At 64.8% G+C, this 14,541-nt stretch carries 10 protein-coding genes; 2 read left to right on the top strand and 8 right to left on the bottom strand.

Annotated features, from left to right (window positions below; all coding sequences use genetic code 11):
- Positions 1-148: 148 nt before the first annotated feature.
- The gene (locus tag H4W30_RS33250) at positions 149-952 is read left to right on the top strand and encodes a PDDEXK family nuclease (RefSeq protein WP_081684852.1); all 804 of its coding nucleotides are present in this window, start codon (positions 149-151) and stop codon (positions 950-952) included.
- A gap of 192 nt (positions 953-1,144) precedes the next feature.
- On the opposite strand, the gene H4W30_RS33245 is transcribed toward H4W30_RS33250, so the two are convergent.
- The 8 genes from H4W30_RS33245 to H4W30_RS33210 form a co-directional block, all read right to left on the bottom strand.
- A complete protein-coding gene (locus tag H4W30_RS33245; RefSeq protein ID WP_043832460.1) occupies positions 1,145-2,248 on the bottom strand; it encodes an AbiJ-related protein in 1,104 nt (367 codons plus the stop codon).
- 50 nt (positions 2,249-2,298) lie between these two features.
- The gene (locus H4W30_RS33240; protein WP_043832458.1) at positions 2,299-3,057 is read right to left on the bottom strand and encodes a TatD family hydrolase; all 759 of its coding nucleotides are present in this window, start codon (positions 3,055-3,057) and stop codon (positions 2,299-2,301) included.
- Positions 3,054-4,424, bottom strand: coding sequence for a Qat anti-phage system QueC-like protein QatC (gene qatC / locus H4W30_RS44625; RefSeq protein ID WP_043832456.1), 1,371 nt, complete (start codon positions 4,422-4,424; stop codon positions 3,054-3,056). The genes H4W30_RS33240 and qatC overlap by 4 nt, the downstream gene beginning before the upstream one ends.
- The gene (locus H4W30_RS33230; RefSeq protein ID WP_197684726.1) at positions 4,421-5,008 is read right to left on the bottom strand and encodes a hypothetical protein; all 588 of its coding nucleotides are present in this window, start codon (positions 5,006-5,008) and stop codon (positions 4,421-4,423) included. Before H4W30_RS33230 ends, qatC begins: the two co-directional genes overlap by 4 nt.
- Positions 5,009-5,157: 149 nt before the next feature.
- Positions 5,158-7,194: a KAP family P-loop NTPase fold protein gene (locus H4W30_RS33225; protein ID WP_192746187.1), complete on the bottom strand. Its 2,037-nt coding sequence runs from the start codon at positions 7,192-7,194 to the stop codon at positions 5,158-5,160.
- A 121-nt stretch (positions 7,195-7,315) separates the two neighbouring features.
- A complete protein-coding gene (locus H4W30_RS33220; protein WP_051172183.1) occupies positions 7,316-8,659 on the bottom strand; it encodes a hypothetical protein in 1,344 nt (447 codons plus the stop codon).
- 222 nt (positions 8,660-8,881) lie between these two features.
- Positions 8,882-12,397, bottom strand: a complete 3,516-nt coding sequence (locus H4W30_RS33215; RefSeq protein WP_063697641.1) for a DEAD/DEAH box helicase — start codon at positions 12,395-12,397, stop codon at positions 8,882-8,884.
- The gene (locus tag H4W30_RS33210; protein WP_137097222.1) at positions 12,382-13,365 is read right to left on the bottom strand and encodes a hypothetical protein; all 984 of its coding nucleotides are present in this window, start codon (positions 13,363-13,365) and stop codon (positions 12,382-12,384) included. Before H4W30_RS33210 ends, H4W30_RS33215 begins: the two co-directional genes overlap by 16 nt.
- A 372-nt stretch (positions 13,366-13,737) precedes the next feature.
- Between H4W30_RS33210 and H4W30_RS33200 the strand changes: the two genes are divergently transcribed.
- Entirely contained in the window at positions 13,738-14,541 is an 804-nt protein-coding gene (locus tag H4W30_RS33200; protein ID WP_076153557.1) for a metalloregulator ArsR/SmtB family transcription factor, read from the top strand.

Below are 14,541 nucleotides of genomic sequence, written 5' to 3'. Positions count from 1 at the left end.
GGTGCCGAAATGGCTCGCGGCTGCCGCGGACAGCGACGCGGCCGACGTGTGCGCTGCGGCGTCAACGCCTGCTGCGGCGCTGCGGGTGCGGCTGCCAATCCTGACCTGCTGTCTCCGGTCGACGTGCCTGAGTGAAAGGCTGAAGAGCGTGAGTCTTGATGACGACGCGGTTGAGGAACTCGACCTGGTGCTCGGGCAGACGCATCACCTACTTGGTGAGGCTGGTGACGAGTTGGCACAGCGCCTCGTGCAGGGGGCCAAGCTGACTCTGCGTCGTGACGGCGGGTACTTCCACCCGACGCCCGGCGACAACTGGCGGTCGGATACCTACGAGGCCGTGTTCGAAGTGGCACCGTCGTTGGTTCCGGAGTTCACCAGCGAGATTGTCGACCGTATCTGGAGCAAACTGGAGCCAGTGCTGCGACAACACGGCCGACAGGATGTGTTCGGAGTCGTCGTTGAACCGACGGTACCGCCGCTGCCGGAGGTGGCCGCTGATTGGCGGGCACAAGCCGAGCAGCCACCGGTTGCGCTGCCAGGCAACCAGGCCCGGCGGGAGCGAGCGAATGGCGGCTACCCGGTGTCTGACGGGTTAACGTTCGGTAGTCGAGCCGAGATCGTGGTCTATGAGTTGCTCGTCGAACTTCAACGGGCGTGCTCCCGGCACCGAGCCATCGCCATGATGCCGCTGCCAGCGGCCAAGCTGCGCGACGCCGGCGTGCGCACCCCGGACTTCATCGTTCTAGGCAACGGCCGCGCTGTAGTGATCGAGGTCGATGGACCGCACCACTACGGCACCACGCGGAAGGCCGACGACGCCGACCGTGACAGGCACTGGGATCGCTGTGGCGTGCATACCATCCGAATCGGTGCTCATCACACAGACGAGCCCGCTGCCCTGAAGGAGCTGCTGCGGGAAGAGCTAGACCGGTGGCTCTTCCAGACAAGGTGAGGATCAGCAGCAGAATGCCCACGTACGGCAGGATGCACGTCCCGTACGACACGACTCAGTCAGGGCCCCCACCTTGTGCGAGCGATGACTAAGATCGAAGGATTGCGACTACAAGCCGTACGGCTTGTACGGCATCATCCGAGGCTCGCGTGGCGGTGCGGCGAGGTTGTCATCCCGGCCAAAAGGGACGTGTCAGGTGGAGTAACGCTCGGCGAGCCGGTCGAAGAACGCGGCAAGCCGTTTGTCCGTGGCCGAGCCATCAATGAGCTCGGCGCCGCCGAAGCGGTAGACCTCGTAGCCGCGCAGTCGTAGCTCACGGTCCTCGGCGACCATCTCAGCGTACCGCTGGGAGTCAGCGCGCCCAGCCTCGTCGGCGTAGTGCTGCCGCCCGTCGCACTCGATCACGATGCGGATTCGATGCGGCAGGAGCAGCAGGAAGTCCATGCGCTGGCGGGGCAAGGGCGCCGCACCTGGAACGTGGTGTGCTCGGGTGTACGGGTCGTAGTGGAGGTACACCTGTGGGAGCAGGGCCGGGATGTCATCGCCAAGCCGGACGTAGCGCTCAGCGTACGTGCGCAGGATCCGCCGCTCCGCGTCGTTGTCGCCAAGTGAGCGGTCGAGCCGCCGGTACAGGCTGCGCGAGACTTCCCGTACAGGTTCCGCTGTCAGCCCTTCGTGCTCAGCCCACCAGCTGGTCAGGTCGGCCCAGGTGAGGCCATGCGCCGCCAGCGGCCGGTCGTAGATGAGGCAGAACTGTTCGTTCTTGATCACCAGGACGTCGTTGTTGAGCGCATCGGTGAACACGATCTCCGGTTTGGGACCGTCGGCGGCGAAGATCAGGTTCTTCATCGAGCCGGGCACACCAGCGCCGATCCTGCGGCCGGCGAAGACGGGTGCACCGCTGATGGCGTCGATCTGGACGATCTCGTAGCCGTCGTGAACCAGTGTCTGGTTGAGGAAGTCGTGTAGCTGCTCGACTTCGGTCAGGTTCGTCCGGACCGCTGGGTGCAGCATTTCGGCCAGGAATCGCAGGAGCGCATCGTCGTTGTCCGCTAAGCCGAACCGCTCGTCGTAAAAGATCCAGTCGTCGGGCCAGTCCAGGTTGGCGATGCAGTGCTGGATGATGTCCTCGCGCGCCGTGGGGAACTGCGTGGACCGGGAATCTGTGGTGGGCAGCGTGTCGAGGTCGTAGAGGCGCCCGAGGAACTCGACTTCGTTGAGCACGCCGTACCAGGCCGTGGTGGCGAGACCCTCGATGAGGCGTCGCCGGGTGACGTCGGTGATGCGGCTCGTCATGGCGATGGTGCCTCCTGGGCGTCGGCTGCAGGCGGTGAGTAGGTCGTCAGTCAGGCTGGCGGCGGCTCGCTGGCGGTGCAGCGAAGTCGCTGTTCGTTGTTCGCGACCGCCTTCCGCGCCTCACCGGTCGTCATGGCCCAAAGCTGTGCCAGGTGATCGAGCGTTCCGAGCAGATCGGAAGGAACGGCTGGGCGGCTTCCGGAGCGGGCGAAGGGGCCGTCGGTTTCCAGCAGTACGCGTTCCGGCGGAAGCCGTTGGAGCAGCGGCACGGCTTTCTTCGACCGGACCATCGCCGGGTTGATCGAGAACCAGAGCCCTGCATTGAGTGCATCGTCGACGGCGGCCAGTGGTCCGGTGTACCAGTGCAGGATTGCTGGCACGTGCGCTTGCGCGAGTCGGGCGATGGTCTCCCGCTCGGCGCCCCGGCTGTGGACGGTGACAGGTCGAGTTCGCACCTGTGGGTCCGCCAAGATGGCCTCGAACACGCGAAGCTGTTGCTTGCGGGTTGCGACTCCGGCGCGAGAGAAGTCGAGTCCGATCTCGCCGATCCACGTGGCCTGCGGCAGGAGCCGGAGAAATCGGGCTAGATCGTGAGGGGATGCTGCTCCTGCGCGAAGAGGGTGGAAGCCCAGTGCGACATCGACGCCGTCGCGTCGGCCGAGACGGGTGCGCAGCAGGCGGTACTTGCCGGGGTCCTCGGTCACCGCGATCACGTGCACGCCTGCGGCGCGGGCGTCATCCAGTACGGCGAGCGGGTTGTCGTAGGCGTCGATATGGCAGTGGGTGTCGGTCAGCACCGCGGTGGTCACGATCGAGACTCCACCAGCTCGGCCAGTGGGCCGCGGGCTCCGCTGGCGAGCCAGGTACGGAGCTCGGCGAGTCCACGTCGCCAGACCCCGGTGAAGGCGGCGCGTTCGCCTTGTGGAAGCGGGCCGTTGCGTAGGACGTCGCGATCCGGTCGATCCGCGAACGCTCCGGCGATTACGGCGCGCAGATCGGCTCCGCGGCGGCTGCGGCGGTTGAGGAGGATCGTGGAGTCGTCCTCGGCGAACACGTTGTAGGCGTACTCGTCGTCGTCCCATCCGACGTGTGCCAGCGAAGCGCGGCGGATCAGGCAGGGGAAGCAGTATCCGCAGTTGCCTTGCTTGCGGCCGACGTAGCGGGCGGTCTCGGGGTGGGAGCAGGAGACGCTCAGCGGGGCTAGGCGCCGCAGGAGAGCGGCGTTGCGGGATTCGGCGAGCATCTCGCCCTTGGTGCGCAGGCGGTACGGGTTGATCACGCGGTTCGATACGCCGATTGCGGCGCTGGCCGTGGCGAGTAGGTGCATGAAGTGTGGGTGTGTCGTGCGGGTGCTCGCGCTGCCGACACGAGCTCGGGTGAGCGGCACGTTGATCCCGATGAAGCCGTTTTCGGGCACATATACCGGCACGGCCGGTCCTTCGGCGGCGGCGAGGGCCAAGGCAGCGGACAGGAAGAGCAGGGATCGGGACCGGGTGGTGTTCTCGCGTGGCCGGGGCAGAGGTCGGGCCTGGTGGTTGTTCGGGGGTGCGGGACGTAGGTAGAGGCGCCGGGAGCGGATGCGTTCGGCGCCGTAGTGTTCGCCGAGTTCGTCGAGCAGAAGTTGTTGCGCGGTGGATGCTTGTCCGCCTTCGTGGTGGGACAGCAGGCACAGCCGTCGTTCGGGGTCCTCTTCGAGGAGATCGATGACGCCGCACAGTGAGTCGAGGCCGCCGGAGAACAGGCACACGCCGTCGACGCCGAGTCCGATCGGCCGCTCGGCGAGGGGGACGCTGGCCACACCGGCGAGGGGATGCCGGCTGGAGTTGTAGGGCTGGGTCTCCCAGTGATCGCCGGTCAGAAACCGCAGGGCGGCGTCGAAATCGGCGTTTCGCCAGACAGCGGTGGCCTCGACGGGGAGCCGGAGGGTGATGTCCCTGGTCCAGGAGTCCGGCGTGCCGCGTCGTCGGGTGGTTTTGTCGGCGCAGTACACGGCCGCGCCCAGCAGCAGGAGGTCGGCGGCGGCACGCGGTGGTCGCCAGCCCGTGAAGAACTCGGGGCCAGCGTCGCCAGTTTGGATGGTGGCCGCAATCCGCCCAGGAGCCCAATCCAGCAGCCGGACGTCGTCGGGTTCGGTCACCGGGGCGGTGAGATCCGTGCGCACCAGGTAGGTGGTCACTGTGCGTCTCCGTCCAGCCCCTGCAGGGCCTCGTAGGTCATGCGGACGGTGTCCTCGGCGATCTGGCGTCCCTCCGGGCCGGCCCAGTCGACCGTGAAGGGGTCGTCGGGGATGCGTAGTGAGACCAGGACCTGGATGATTTGGCGCATTTCCTCGTCGGCTTGGCGCACGGCGTGCGGGTCGGTGATGCGGCTGAGACGTTCGGCGATGACGGGAACCCTGTTGTAGACGTACTGGGCGAGGAACGTTTCCAGCAGGGTGGGCAGGTTCTCCCGCGAGACGGCCATCTCGGCGGTGTCGGTCAACTCGGTCCACGTATCGGCGTCGCCGAAGACCTCGTCCAGCACGTCGCACGCGGCGTCGCGGGCGGCTTGGGAGTCCAGGTCATCGCCGTCTCCGGCGATGAAGGTGATCAGTTCGTCGAGCACGTCGAACCGGGTCCGGCCGACGAGAGTAGCCAGTCCCAGCGAGGTCAGCGTGTTTTCAAGCCCGGTTCCGCCGACTCCAGCGAGCAAGGCGCCGAGGCGCTGGACGCCGCTACGTCCGGCACGGGCACCGGCCGCAGCGCCGCCAGCTCCACCCAACACGGGAACGTGGCGAGCGAGCACCCGCTGGGCATACGTGCGGGTGCTCGGAGATCCGGAGGTAAGCCCGCGCACATAGGACGCGGTCGCGTGTTTAAGCGGAGTCCACGCTCCGCCGCTGCCCGCGGTTCGATCAGCCGAGGTACCCATCAGTGCCGGCCGCTGCGTCGTTGAGCTTGACGCGCGGTGTTGATCACACTCTTCAGGCCGGGGGCGTCGCTGTTTTCCCACCGGTCGAGCAGGGCGGAGACCGTCGGGTTGTCGGCAGGGAGGCGACGGACGGCGTTCCCGGCCTGCCCCCGCGGGATGGCCTCGGGTGGGATCCGCATCAAGGCGTCGCAGATGGCTGACAGGGTGTCGGGCGCTCGTTCGGCGAGTTCGAGCGCTGCGAGGAAGGCCGGGCCGCCCGGTCGACGCGTCAGCACTTCCACCAACGCCTCCACGAGCTGGACACGCTCGTCGCCAGGCAGCTTTCCGATCTCGTCACACGCAAGCCGCCGCACACCAGCGACCTCAGCCTGCGCCCTGGTGAACAGCTCCTGCAGGTGCGGAGGCAGCCGCGTGACCGCGACGCCGAAGGCGAGCTTGTCACGGGAGTAGGTGAAGTACGGCCCCAGGTCTACCTCGCCGAGCGGAGGCTCCAACCGCAGCCACGCACGCACGTGCGGTTTGTCCACCCACGCCCGCACCTCTTCGGTTACCTGCGGCTGTTGGGCAGCCGTCCGCCCCCGCTTGGAGGCGGGTGAACGGCGAGCACCCGAAGACTCGTCGGCGGTCTCGCCCTCATCTGGCCGCGATATGTCCCCATCGCCGTCCGGTTCGGCGGTGGTCGATCCACCCCGCGCGATAGACTCCGCAGCCGCGAGTTCCGAGATGGGGCCAGGCGCGGTGAGTTGCCAGTCGAACAGGCGCTGGAAGTCGCTGAAGTGTTGTTCCTCCAGGACCATGAGTTTGGCCAGCACAGGCAGGTCGAGGGTGATCTTCCGGCGCAGCGCGCTGCGGTGCTTGAGCAGCAGGTTGTTGAGGAACCGCTTGAGCTGCCTCGGGTTCCCGGGCAGTCCGCCCCCGAGTACCTCGGCGATGCTCGCCGCCCAGTTCAGGTCGCGCACCAGGTCGGGCGGCACGTTGCCGAGGACCGCTCCGGCCATACCGACGTTGAACGCCACCTGCAGATTGCCCGCTTCGCGGCGACGGCGGGTCTCGGCGAGGACCTTGGCGAACTGCTCGTCGTCGAGGCGCAGTTCAGCCAGCAGCAGGTTGACGTAGGTGTCGGCCTCCGGCGCGGACAGCGGCGGGATGGCTACCTTGAGCTGCAGCATCTTCTCCAGGTAGTCGGCACCGATCCCGGCGCCGTCGGGGCGCCGCAGCTGCGGGTAGCGCGAGTCGATCGCGGACTCCACGACCGCCTGGTTGGCTGCCAGGACGTAGGCGGTCTTGGGCGTGTTGAGGAACAGCCGGATCGCCTCGAAGGTGTCCACCACGGTCTCGGGCAGGCACCGGTCGAGGTCGTCGATGAACACCACCACGGCGTCTACGGCTTCCAACGTCGAGACGACCTTCGCGAACTCCGCCCGGAACCGCCCAGCGTCCGTGATTGCCTCAGCCGTGCCGTTGCCCGAGACGGCCTGCTTGGCCTTGGGGTCTTCCAGCAGCTTGTTCGCCTCGCTCGCAGCCGCATTCACCCCCGCCTTCGTCACGTCCAGGACCTGCGGAGCCATGCTCGGATCTATCGCCAGAAGCGCGAGAGGTGCCGCGGCCTGGGCGGTAGACACTGCGACCCGTCCGCCCCTGCGCCCCCATCGGCCGAGGCCCTGGGCGAACCTGCGGAGCCTGGTCACCTGTTCCTGCTGATCACGACCGGCTCGTGCGCCGATCGCGTCGAGCACGGTCGTCATCAGCGCGACCTTGACGTCGTCGTAGTCCTCGTACTGCCAAGGGCTGAACTCGACGCACACGTACCGTGACGGTGACTCGTCGTCGTCCCGGATCTTCAGCAGCTCCTGCCGGGTGATCCGCATCAGGCTGCTCTTCCCGGAGCCCCAGTCCCCGAGCAGGCCCACCGTCAGTGGGAGCAGCCGCGGCTCGGTGAGCGCCACGAACAGGGTGTCCACCAGGAAGTCGAAGCCGAGAAGATCAACCTCGGTTTCGTTGTCCGCCCACATCGCCCGCTCCGTCCGACGCGGCAACTTGAGGCATCCGCTCCTCGGTGGCCGCTGACCGAAGGCGAACATCGAGGATAGATCGGCGATCAGCGTCGATGGTCATTTGACAGACGTGTCGCCGCAGACCACGTACTGTTACCGTCAGTTACCGAGGCGTGATCAGCATGTTGCGGTCTGGCTGTGGCCGAGTGAGCTCGGCGAGCACGAGCTGAATCGCACGGCCCAGCAGGCGAGCAAGGTCCTCAATGAAGCGGGCGAGGTCTTCGCTCTTCGCTCCGCCGAGGAGCGTCATCCTCTTCTGGACAGGGTGGTCACCGTGGATCTCCGCATTCCGCAACCGGTACGCCTCCTTGAAGAACCTCTCGATCTCCGTTCGCTCGACCCCGAGCACCGGGTCACCGGCCAGCAGCTGTCCGGCCGCCTCCGCCGCGGGTGCTCCCTTCTGTCCTCCTTTGATCTTGCCGCGCTTGATGAACAGTGCCTCGGAGCAGATGTTGAGGTCGATGAGTCGATCCTCGGGCAGGGACTTCGAGCCGGCGAAGACGAACCGCCGGAGGGAGACCTGCAACGAGCGATCCCGCGCGACCGCTGGGGCTGCGAGCGCCTCGTACACCCTGCGCACAGCGTCGACGTGTTCCTCGGTCAGGAGCAAGGTCGGCCGGTTGACGTCGGCGAGACCGACTGCGGGGAGAGTAGCGCTGCCCTCGATGTCCCGAGGGAAGTCGTCGTCGTGCTGCAGGAGGATCGGACGCGTGGCCACCACCGATCCTCCACACACCACATGCAGCGCGGTGACCAGCCTCTGAACAGGCTCCTCCAGGCTGGGAAAGGCAGGGGGCCGCGGATGTTCGGGCATCCCCTGTTTGTACGACGTGACCGGGTAGCTCTGTTCCCTGGTCACGGCCCACTGGTGGAAACGTGAGACCTGCACGCTGTTGGGGCCGCCGCTGAACTCGGCCGGCGCTGCGAGCACCTGGATGGCCCGGCTCATCTGCCGGTCAGTCATCGGGCGCAGGACCACGCCGCCGGGCAGGGCGATTTCGTCCATGCTCGACACAAAGCCGTTGAGCGGGATGAACTCGACGAGTCGGACAGTGTCGGCCAGCAGGCCGGCTTCGAGCCGGTTGTAGTGCAGATCGAATGCCGCCTCGTCGAACTCGTAGGTACGAGTGGTGACGATCATCGGTTCGAGCAGGTGCTCGATCAGTAGCCAGTCCAGTCTGCGCTGTTGGAGCGAGAACTCAACCCCGACCATCGTGTCGACGCGGGTGCCCAGGATCGGGTCAGCGTCGATCGCTTCGCGGACGGCGACCATCTCAGCGAACGTGTCCAACCAGTTGACCTTGGTGACGCGCTCGGGCATGTACCAGGCAGTGGGTCGTAACGCGACAAAGGACTCTTGGCCGTAGCGCCACCAGTTCCGAAGATCGGGCATCTTGTCGACCTTCGGGGCACCGTCGCGTTCCGCGAGGTCGCCGAGCGCGGCCACAAGCACTGAGGCCACAGCCGCTCGAACCGGCGGCCTCTGACATGACTGCATCAACCTGATCCCAACCCGTCACGTCCTGCCCGCCGAGGACCTGTCAGACGCGAGCCGGTCAGGATGCCACGAACGGACCAGCGTCCCAAGCCAATTTGCGGGTGACACGCCGGATGTCCCCCGCCAGGGATGATGTTCGACGCGAGAGTCAACGATCGGCCTCCTCACCCGCTAGTCGGGTGCGACGATCTCAGGAGCCGTAAAGTTTAGGTCGTGGCCTTGCATGGTTATGACGATGTCGAGCCCGCTTGCCAGGACAGCGTCGACATCTGCATGTAGATCGACATCGACAACTGCGACAGCTAGGCCAGACTCGCTGACGATCTGTAGTTCGGAGGGCGCGTCAGTCGTTGTCGAAATGTAGACGATCTCTGGCGTCTGGTGGGAAATTGTAAGCTCACTGCGAAGCGTGACCTGGGCGCGTCCTGTCTCCAGCAGAGATCGCAGCACATTGTTCCGGCGAGCTCGGATGAACTGCAAGAGATCGAGCACCTCGCGCGCCACGGCGTCAAATGTGCTCCGCCAGCCTCGGATGTGCATGCCTGCGAGCCAGGACCGGACATCTTCTACCTCGACACCTTGGCGCTGCGCCTCGCTCCCAATGACATGTGCCAGTCGACGAGAACGGACTCCTTCATTGAGCAACGCCAGGGCATGCGGCGTGTTGACGCCGTGTCGGATACACCACGCAGTGTCTGGTCGAAGGCGGCTTACGAGGCCAGCCTCCTCAAGGCCAGCGTTGGCCTGCTCAATGAGCACCCCGACAGTCCAAGCCAGGTAATGTTCAAATGTTGAGCTGATGGCGTCAACAGTCTGCTCCAACTGCCACTCGACGGCCAGGCCGGGAAGAATCCGTTCGGCAAGAGCGGGAACGTCAAGGCCGTTTATCCACCCTGTCAATCCATCCACAATGGACACGTCGATTAGGTTCTTGTCTCCCTTAGCTCTCGTCGACCAGAACTTCCAGCAGTTGTCGGCCTCCGGTTGCGCCAGCAGTCGCGCGAGTACTTGTTGTTCCGCTAGAAGAAGAATGGTGTCGTTGAGCGGCCAGTACCAAGCTTCATCAGGGATAGCCGCACCTAGTTGGCGAAGCTCGCCTTCCCGCGTGGCAACGGCATCAACTACCTGACCGGCAATCGCATCTAGCCGTGCCGCTGTACCGAGCGAAGTCCCGGCAGCTGTCCAACGCCGCCGCTGTGCCGGGCTTGTACGTTCATAGGTGGCTCGAACCTGCTCGGCCAGCCGCAGCCAACGTTGCCGAAGCGCCGGGTCCATCTGCTGAAATGCAAGTAGTTTACCGAGGACGATGTCCATCTGTATGGGGTCGTCGAAGAGCGTCCACAATGGCTGCAGCGTCGTCAGGACAAACCACGTATACGACACGAAGTCAGACACGACCGTGTCCGGCGCAAGCTGAAAGACGGCGTCAGCCGTAGTGGCGATGAGCTCTTCGGCGTCAGCCAGAGCTGTCAGCGACTCCTCTGCCAAGAGAGTGGAGCGGGCTTCGAGCGCCTCGTCATTCGGGCGGAGCTCGTCGAAGTCCTTGAGCTCGGACTGCTTTTGCAGCGCAAGCACGATCCAGCCTTCGGACTCACGGCCGGCTCGTCCAGCTCGCCCGATGGCGTTCATGAGCCGTGCGGCTCCGAGTTGGGCTCCAGGGTACTGACCTTCGAATCGGGTTTCGGCGATCACGACCGTTCGAACCGGCAGGTTTACCCCGTCGGTCAGCGTGCTTGTAGAAACGATCGCCAGCACGATCTCAGTCCGGACTGCTTCCTCGATCGCGTCAAGGACGTCTACAGGCAGGCCGGCATGGTGGTACGCGACGCCGTGCTCGGCGCAGGCAATGAGCGGATGCTGGTCACCCAGCCGCTCGCGAAGGAACTCGACAAGCTCGCGCGTGGGTTCACGTGGCGGTAGGTAGCCTGCCAATGCTTTGGCGGCGTCACGGGCCATAGTCCGCGACGAGACGATCATCAACAGACTGCCCGCATGCGTCAGTATCGACGCTGCGGCGGCGAAGATCTTGTAAGCCGGCGTGCCTCCGCTGTCCTTGGTGAGCTTGCCGCCGGAATCTTCCTTAAGGACCAAATTTCCGAGTGGCTCTTCAGGACGCGTCGTCAGTTTTGTAACTGGCCCCGCCTCGGCGGGACGTAGTCGCAACTGTGCCACCTGCGGCACGGTAACTCGCGTTGGCCACTGCGCCGACTTGCGAGGACTCCGCACTGCGGCTTCCCAGACCGGCTGAGTGTTGAGTAGGGCATGGAGACGGCGCGGCCCCCGCCATGCGGACGTGAACAGTACTTCCGGGCGCTCCGCGTCGAGCCAGGACGCGAGCGAGGCAGCATTCCCGAGTACACCGGAGAGAAGCACGATCCGCGGGTTGTCGGCCTCCGCCATGAGGTAGGCAAGCAGTCCTTCGACGGTGAATCCTCTGCCCGGTTGCGCCAGTAGGTGTGCTTCGTCGATGACGAACAAGGAGAAGCGTTGCATCACAGCGTCGGCGTCGTGACGCAGCAGGTGCATCAGTCGTTCGGGTGTCGTGACCTCAACGTCAGTGGAGTCTTGCGAGAAGGACAGTATGTCGAAGAGGTCGCTGTCTTCACTCAACTCACGGTTGAGCACTCGGAGTCGCCCCGACAGCGCCTTCCGCATCTCTCGCCCAAGACTGCGCAAGGGGGTGACGTAACAGACTCCACCTGGCTGTGTCGCGACGTGCGTGCAGATGATCAGCTGCGCGAGCAACGTTTTCCCGGCGCTGGTGGGTACTGACAAGAGCAAGCGGCGCGTCGCTGGATCCAAAGGGTTCATTCCTGGCCGCGCAAGCAGTTCTCTTTGGGGTGGCCACAGGGTTAGGACTGGCGGGTCAGCCAGACAGAACGCCTGTGCCACGGCATTCGGAGTTCCAGGGGGAAGGATCGAGTAGAGGCTGCCGGATTCGAGGCCATCGGCGATCGCCAACAAGTGCGCGGCTACCCAGCGAGCGTCGAGGTCTCCAGTTCCCGCGGTACCGTCCAGAACGGACAGCAAAGCGGCTCGCGCTACTGGCAGCTGGCGGCCGGTACCGAACGCCAAGAAGCGAAGCAGCGACCACACGGCGCGTACTATCTGTTGTGCTGGACCGAACATCGTCGACTGGAGATCATCGAGTTCGACCGTCGCGGCAAGTTCGGTGAGCTGGCGTCGCCAACTGCGAAGTAGAGGGAACAGGAACCTCGTGTCGAGACCGAGGAAGGCGACGCCAGCCTCGACTGCCAAGGTTTCAGCGTGGTCGACAAGTGGGGTGTTGTCGACCAATAGATCCGAGACACGGCGATATACGGCTGTCGCGTTCGGATCAAGATCAGCCCGCCGGTAGCCGACTTGCGCACCGAAAGCGAGGTTCAGGCGTTGGCGTGCATCATGGCGGGGGTCCGCCAAGGTCAAGTCGAAGACGTGAGCGCTTACCGCGAAAGCCCGACGCTGTCGTGCTGGTGTGTACAACTCTGCGGCTTCGGAGGCCGATGCGACGGCGTGGAGGTACCACGCGGCACGTTCGAGGGTTTCGTCAACGGCGAAGTCTCCGCGGAAGGCCCGTATTTCGACGTCAGCGATCAGGCTCGCCAACTCTTGTGGTGAGGGCAGGACGCCCGGTTCGTGGACACCAAGCGCCTCGACGAGGTCTGGCAGGTTCAGAGCGCGCTCCATACCATCCTCCTGACTTCGACGGCGAACTCAGTGAAGTTTTCGATAACGCAGAGCAGCCCTTCCAGTTGCCCTGCGTTGGTGAACTGGCCGAGGGTGCTTTCCAGTGGGGAGAAGCACGCCTCGGGAGGGCTGACAGTGCTGGTGGCAACTCCGACCCCGGCTCCTGCTCGCGGGTCTGCGTTGATCCATAGATCACCCAGCTCGGCAAAGAGAATTCCGAGATCACCGTCTGTCTGGCGATGAGCACTGGTGAGCTTGGCCAGATACTGCAGGCCCCTGGTGTTGAGTTGGTCAGAAGCACGTTGCACAGTCGTGGTGACTACCGAGTTTTCTGTGTTGTGCTTCTTTATTTCCCACAGCCTGAAAAAGAGTGAGACATTCGCGCCTGGTGGTGCATAGACTGCGAACCCATCCTCGCCTTGCTCTGTCACGGAGTAGCTCGGTTCGCTGAGGTATTTACGCTCGCGATGTGCGGCTTTCTGTTCTTTCATGATGAGATGCCACAGCCACTCGGCGACGAATCCCTCTAGATGATTGCTTTTGCCCTGCTTAGCCTTAGCGTCGTCGGATTCAACAGCGCCAGGTCGACCAAAGACGGAGATGACAAACGATAGGACAAGCTCTCGATCGTCTTCAGTAACAGCATTCGCGGACAAGGCAGCTGCGCGCCAACAAGCGAACGCTCGTGAGTTTCCGCATCGAAACTTCATGATCGCCTCTGCGATGATCCACGCGACTGCGCTGCGGCGGTCGGCTGAGAAGCCGACCATCGCCACGAGATCCCATGCGCATCTTCCGGGTGCATGCTGACCTCTTGACTCACTTGCCAAGAGACGGCTGACCTGGTTGTCGTGCTGAGCTGCCAGTCGAGCAGCCTCGGCCGGGCTCGTCAACGGCGCGACGGTCATGTCGGGGTGGTCACCTTCTGAACCGTCCTCCTCGGACGCGCTCCCGACGACGCTCTTCACCCGGTGGACCCTACGCCGATGGCACCTCTGACCTGGAGAAGCTCGCCGACAGCACCCCCAAACGGCCTAGACGGACCTGTAGAGGCGCATCAGTGAAGCCGAACGCCTGACCCATGTATGCGAGCGCTTGGCGAGTCAGGGTCCGACGGAGTGCCGCGGAAGCAGCGGTGGCGCCGAGATCGTCACGGCCATGCTGGCGAACTGGCCATCAGCGCGTCCGCCGAACGCCGAGAAGTCTCCCAAGTCGGTCAGCAGCGGCGGCGGTCTCGGAGCACCTTGCGTGCTCAGGGCTCACGGGAGCGGGCTCTCAATGAATCCGGCTAGGACTCCAGGGCTTGACACCCAATCTCGGTAAGTAGAAACTGACCGTTAGTGGAAACTTACGAACTCGATGGTTGGGCTGTCCTCGGTGATCGCACACGTCGCACGATCTTCGAGCGCCTCGCCGACCGTCCGCAGTCGGTGGGTGAGCTCGCTGCGGGGTTCTCGGTCAGCCGCCCGGCGGTGTCCCAGCACCTCAAAGTGCTCAAGGACGCCGGGCTGGTGGTGGACCGAACGGCAGGAAACCGGCGCATCTACCAGGTCGACCCGGCTGGTGTGGCCGCCCTGCGCGCCCAACTGGACAGTTTCTGGACGAACACGCTGGCGGCCTTCCAACAGTCCGTCGAACTCGACAAGGCAGGAGATCCCGTGAGCACGACATCGGAACAAGCGAGGGTGCGTAAGCAGATCGTCGTATCGGCGCCGATCGAACGTGCTTTCACGGTGTTCACCGAGCGCTTCGGCGACTTCAAACCGGCCGAGCACAACATCCTCGCCGCCGAGCTCGCCGAGACGGTGTTCGAACCACGCGTCGGTGGCCACATCATCGACCGCGCGATTGATGGCACGGAATGCCGTTGGGCCCGCGTACTGGCCTACGAACCCCCGCATCGGGTCATGTTCAGCTGGGACCTCAACACCCAGTGGCAGGTGGAAACCGATCATGACAAGACCAGCGTGGTCGACGTGCGGTTCATCGCCGAAAGCGCCGACCGCACCAGGGTCGAACTCGAACACCGTGACATCGAACGCCACGGCGACGGCTGGCAGGGCATCCACGCCGGTGTCGACAGCGAGGGCGGCTGGCCGCTGTACCTGCAGCGCTACGCCGAACTCCTGAAGAGCGAAGCCTGA

The sequence above is a fragment of the Amycolatopsis roodepoortensis genome (genome assembly GCF_014873915.1).
GTDB classification, from domain to species: domain Bacteria; phylum Actinomycetota; class Actinomycetes; order Mycobacteriales; family Pseudonocardiaceae; genus Amycolatopsis; species Amycolatopsis roodepoortensis.
The sequence above is the reverse complement of the archived record's forward strand: the minus strand, read 5'-3'. Positions and strand labels throughout refer to the sequence as shown.

Coding starts and splice junctions, on each gene's coding strand:
- H4W30_RS33215 (WP_063697641.1), bottom strand. CDS start 12,397: ATGGAGCGCGCTCTGAACCTGCCAGACCTCGTCGAGGCGCTTGGTGTC.
- H4W30_RS33245 (WP_043832460.1), bottom strand. CDS start 2,248: ATGACGAGCCGCATCACCGACGTCACCCGGCGACGCCTCATCGAGGGT.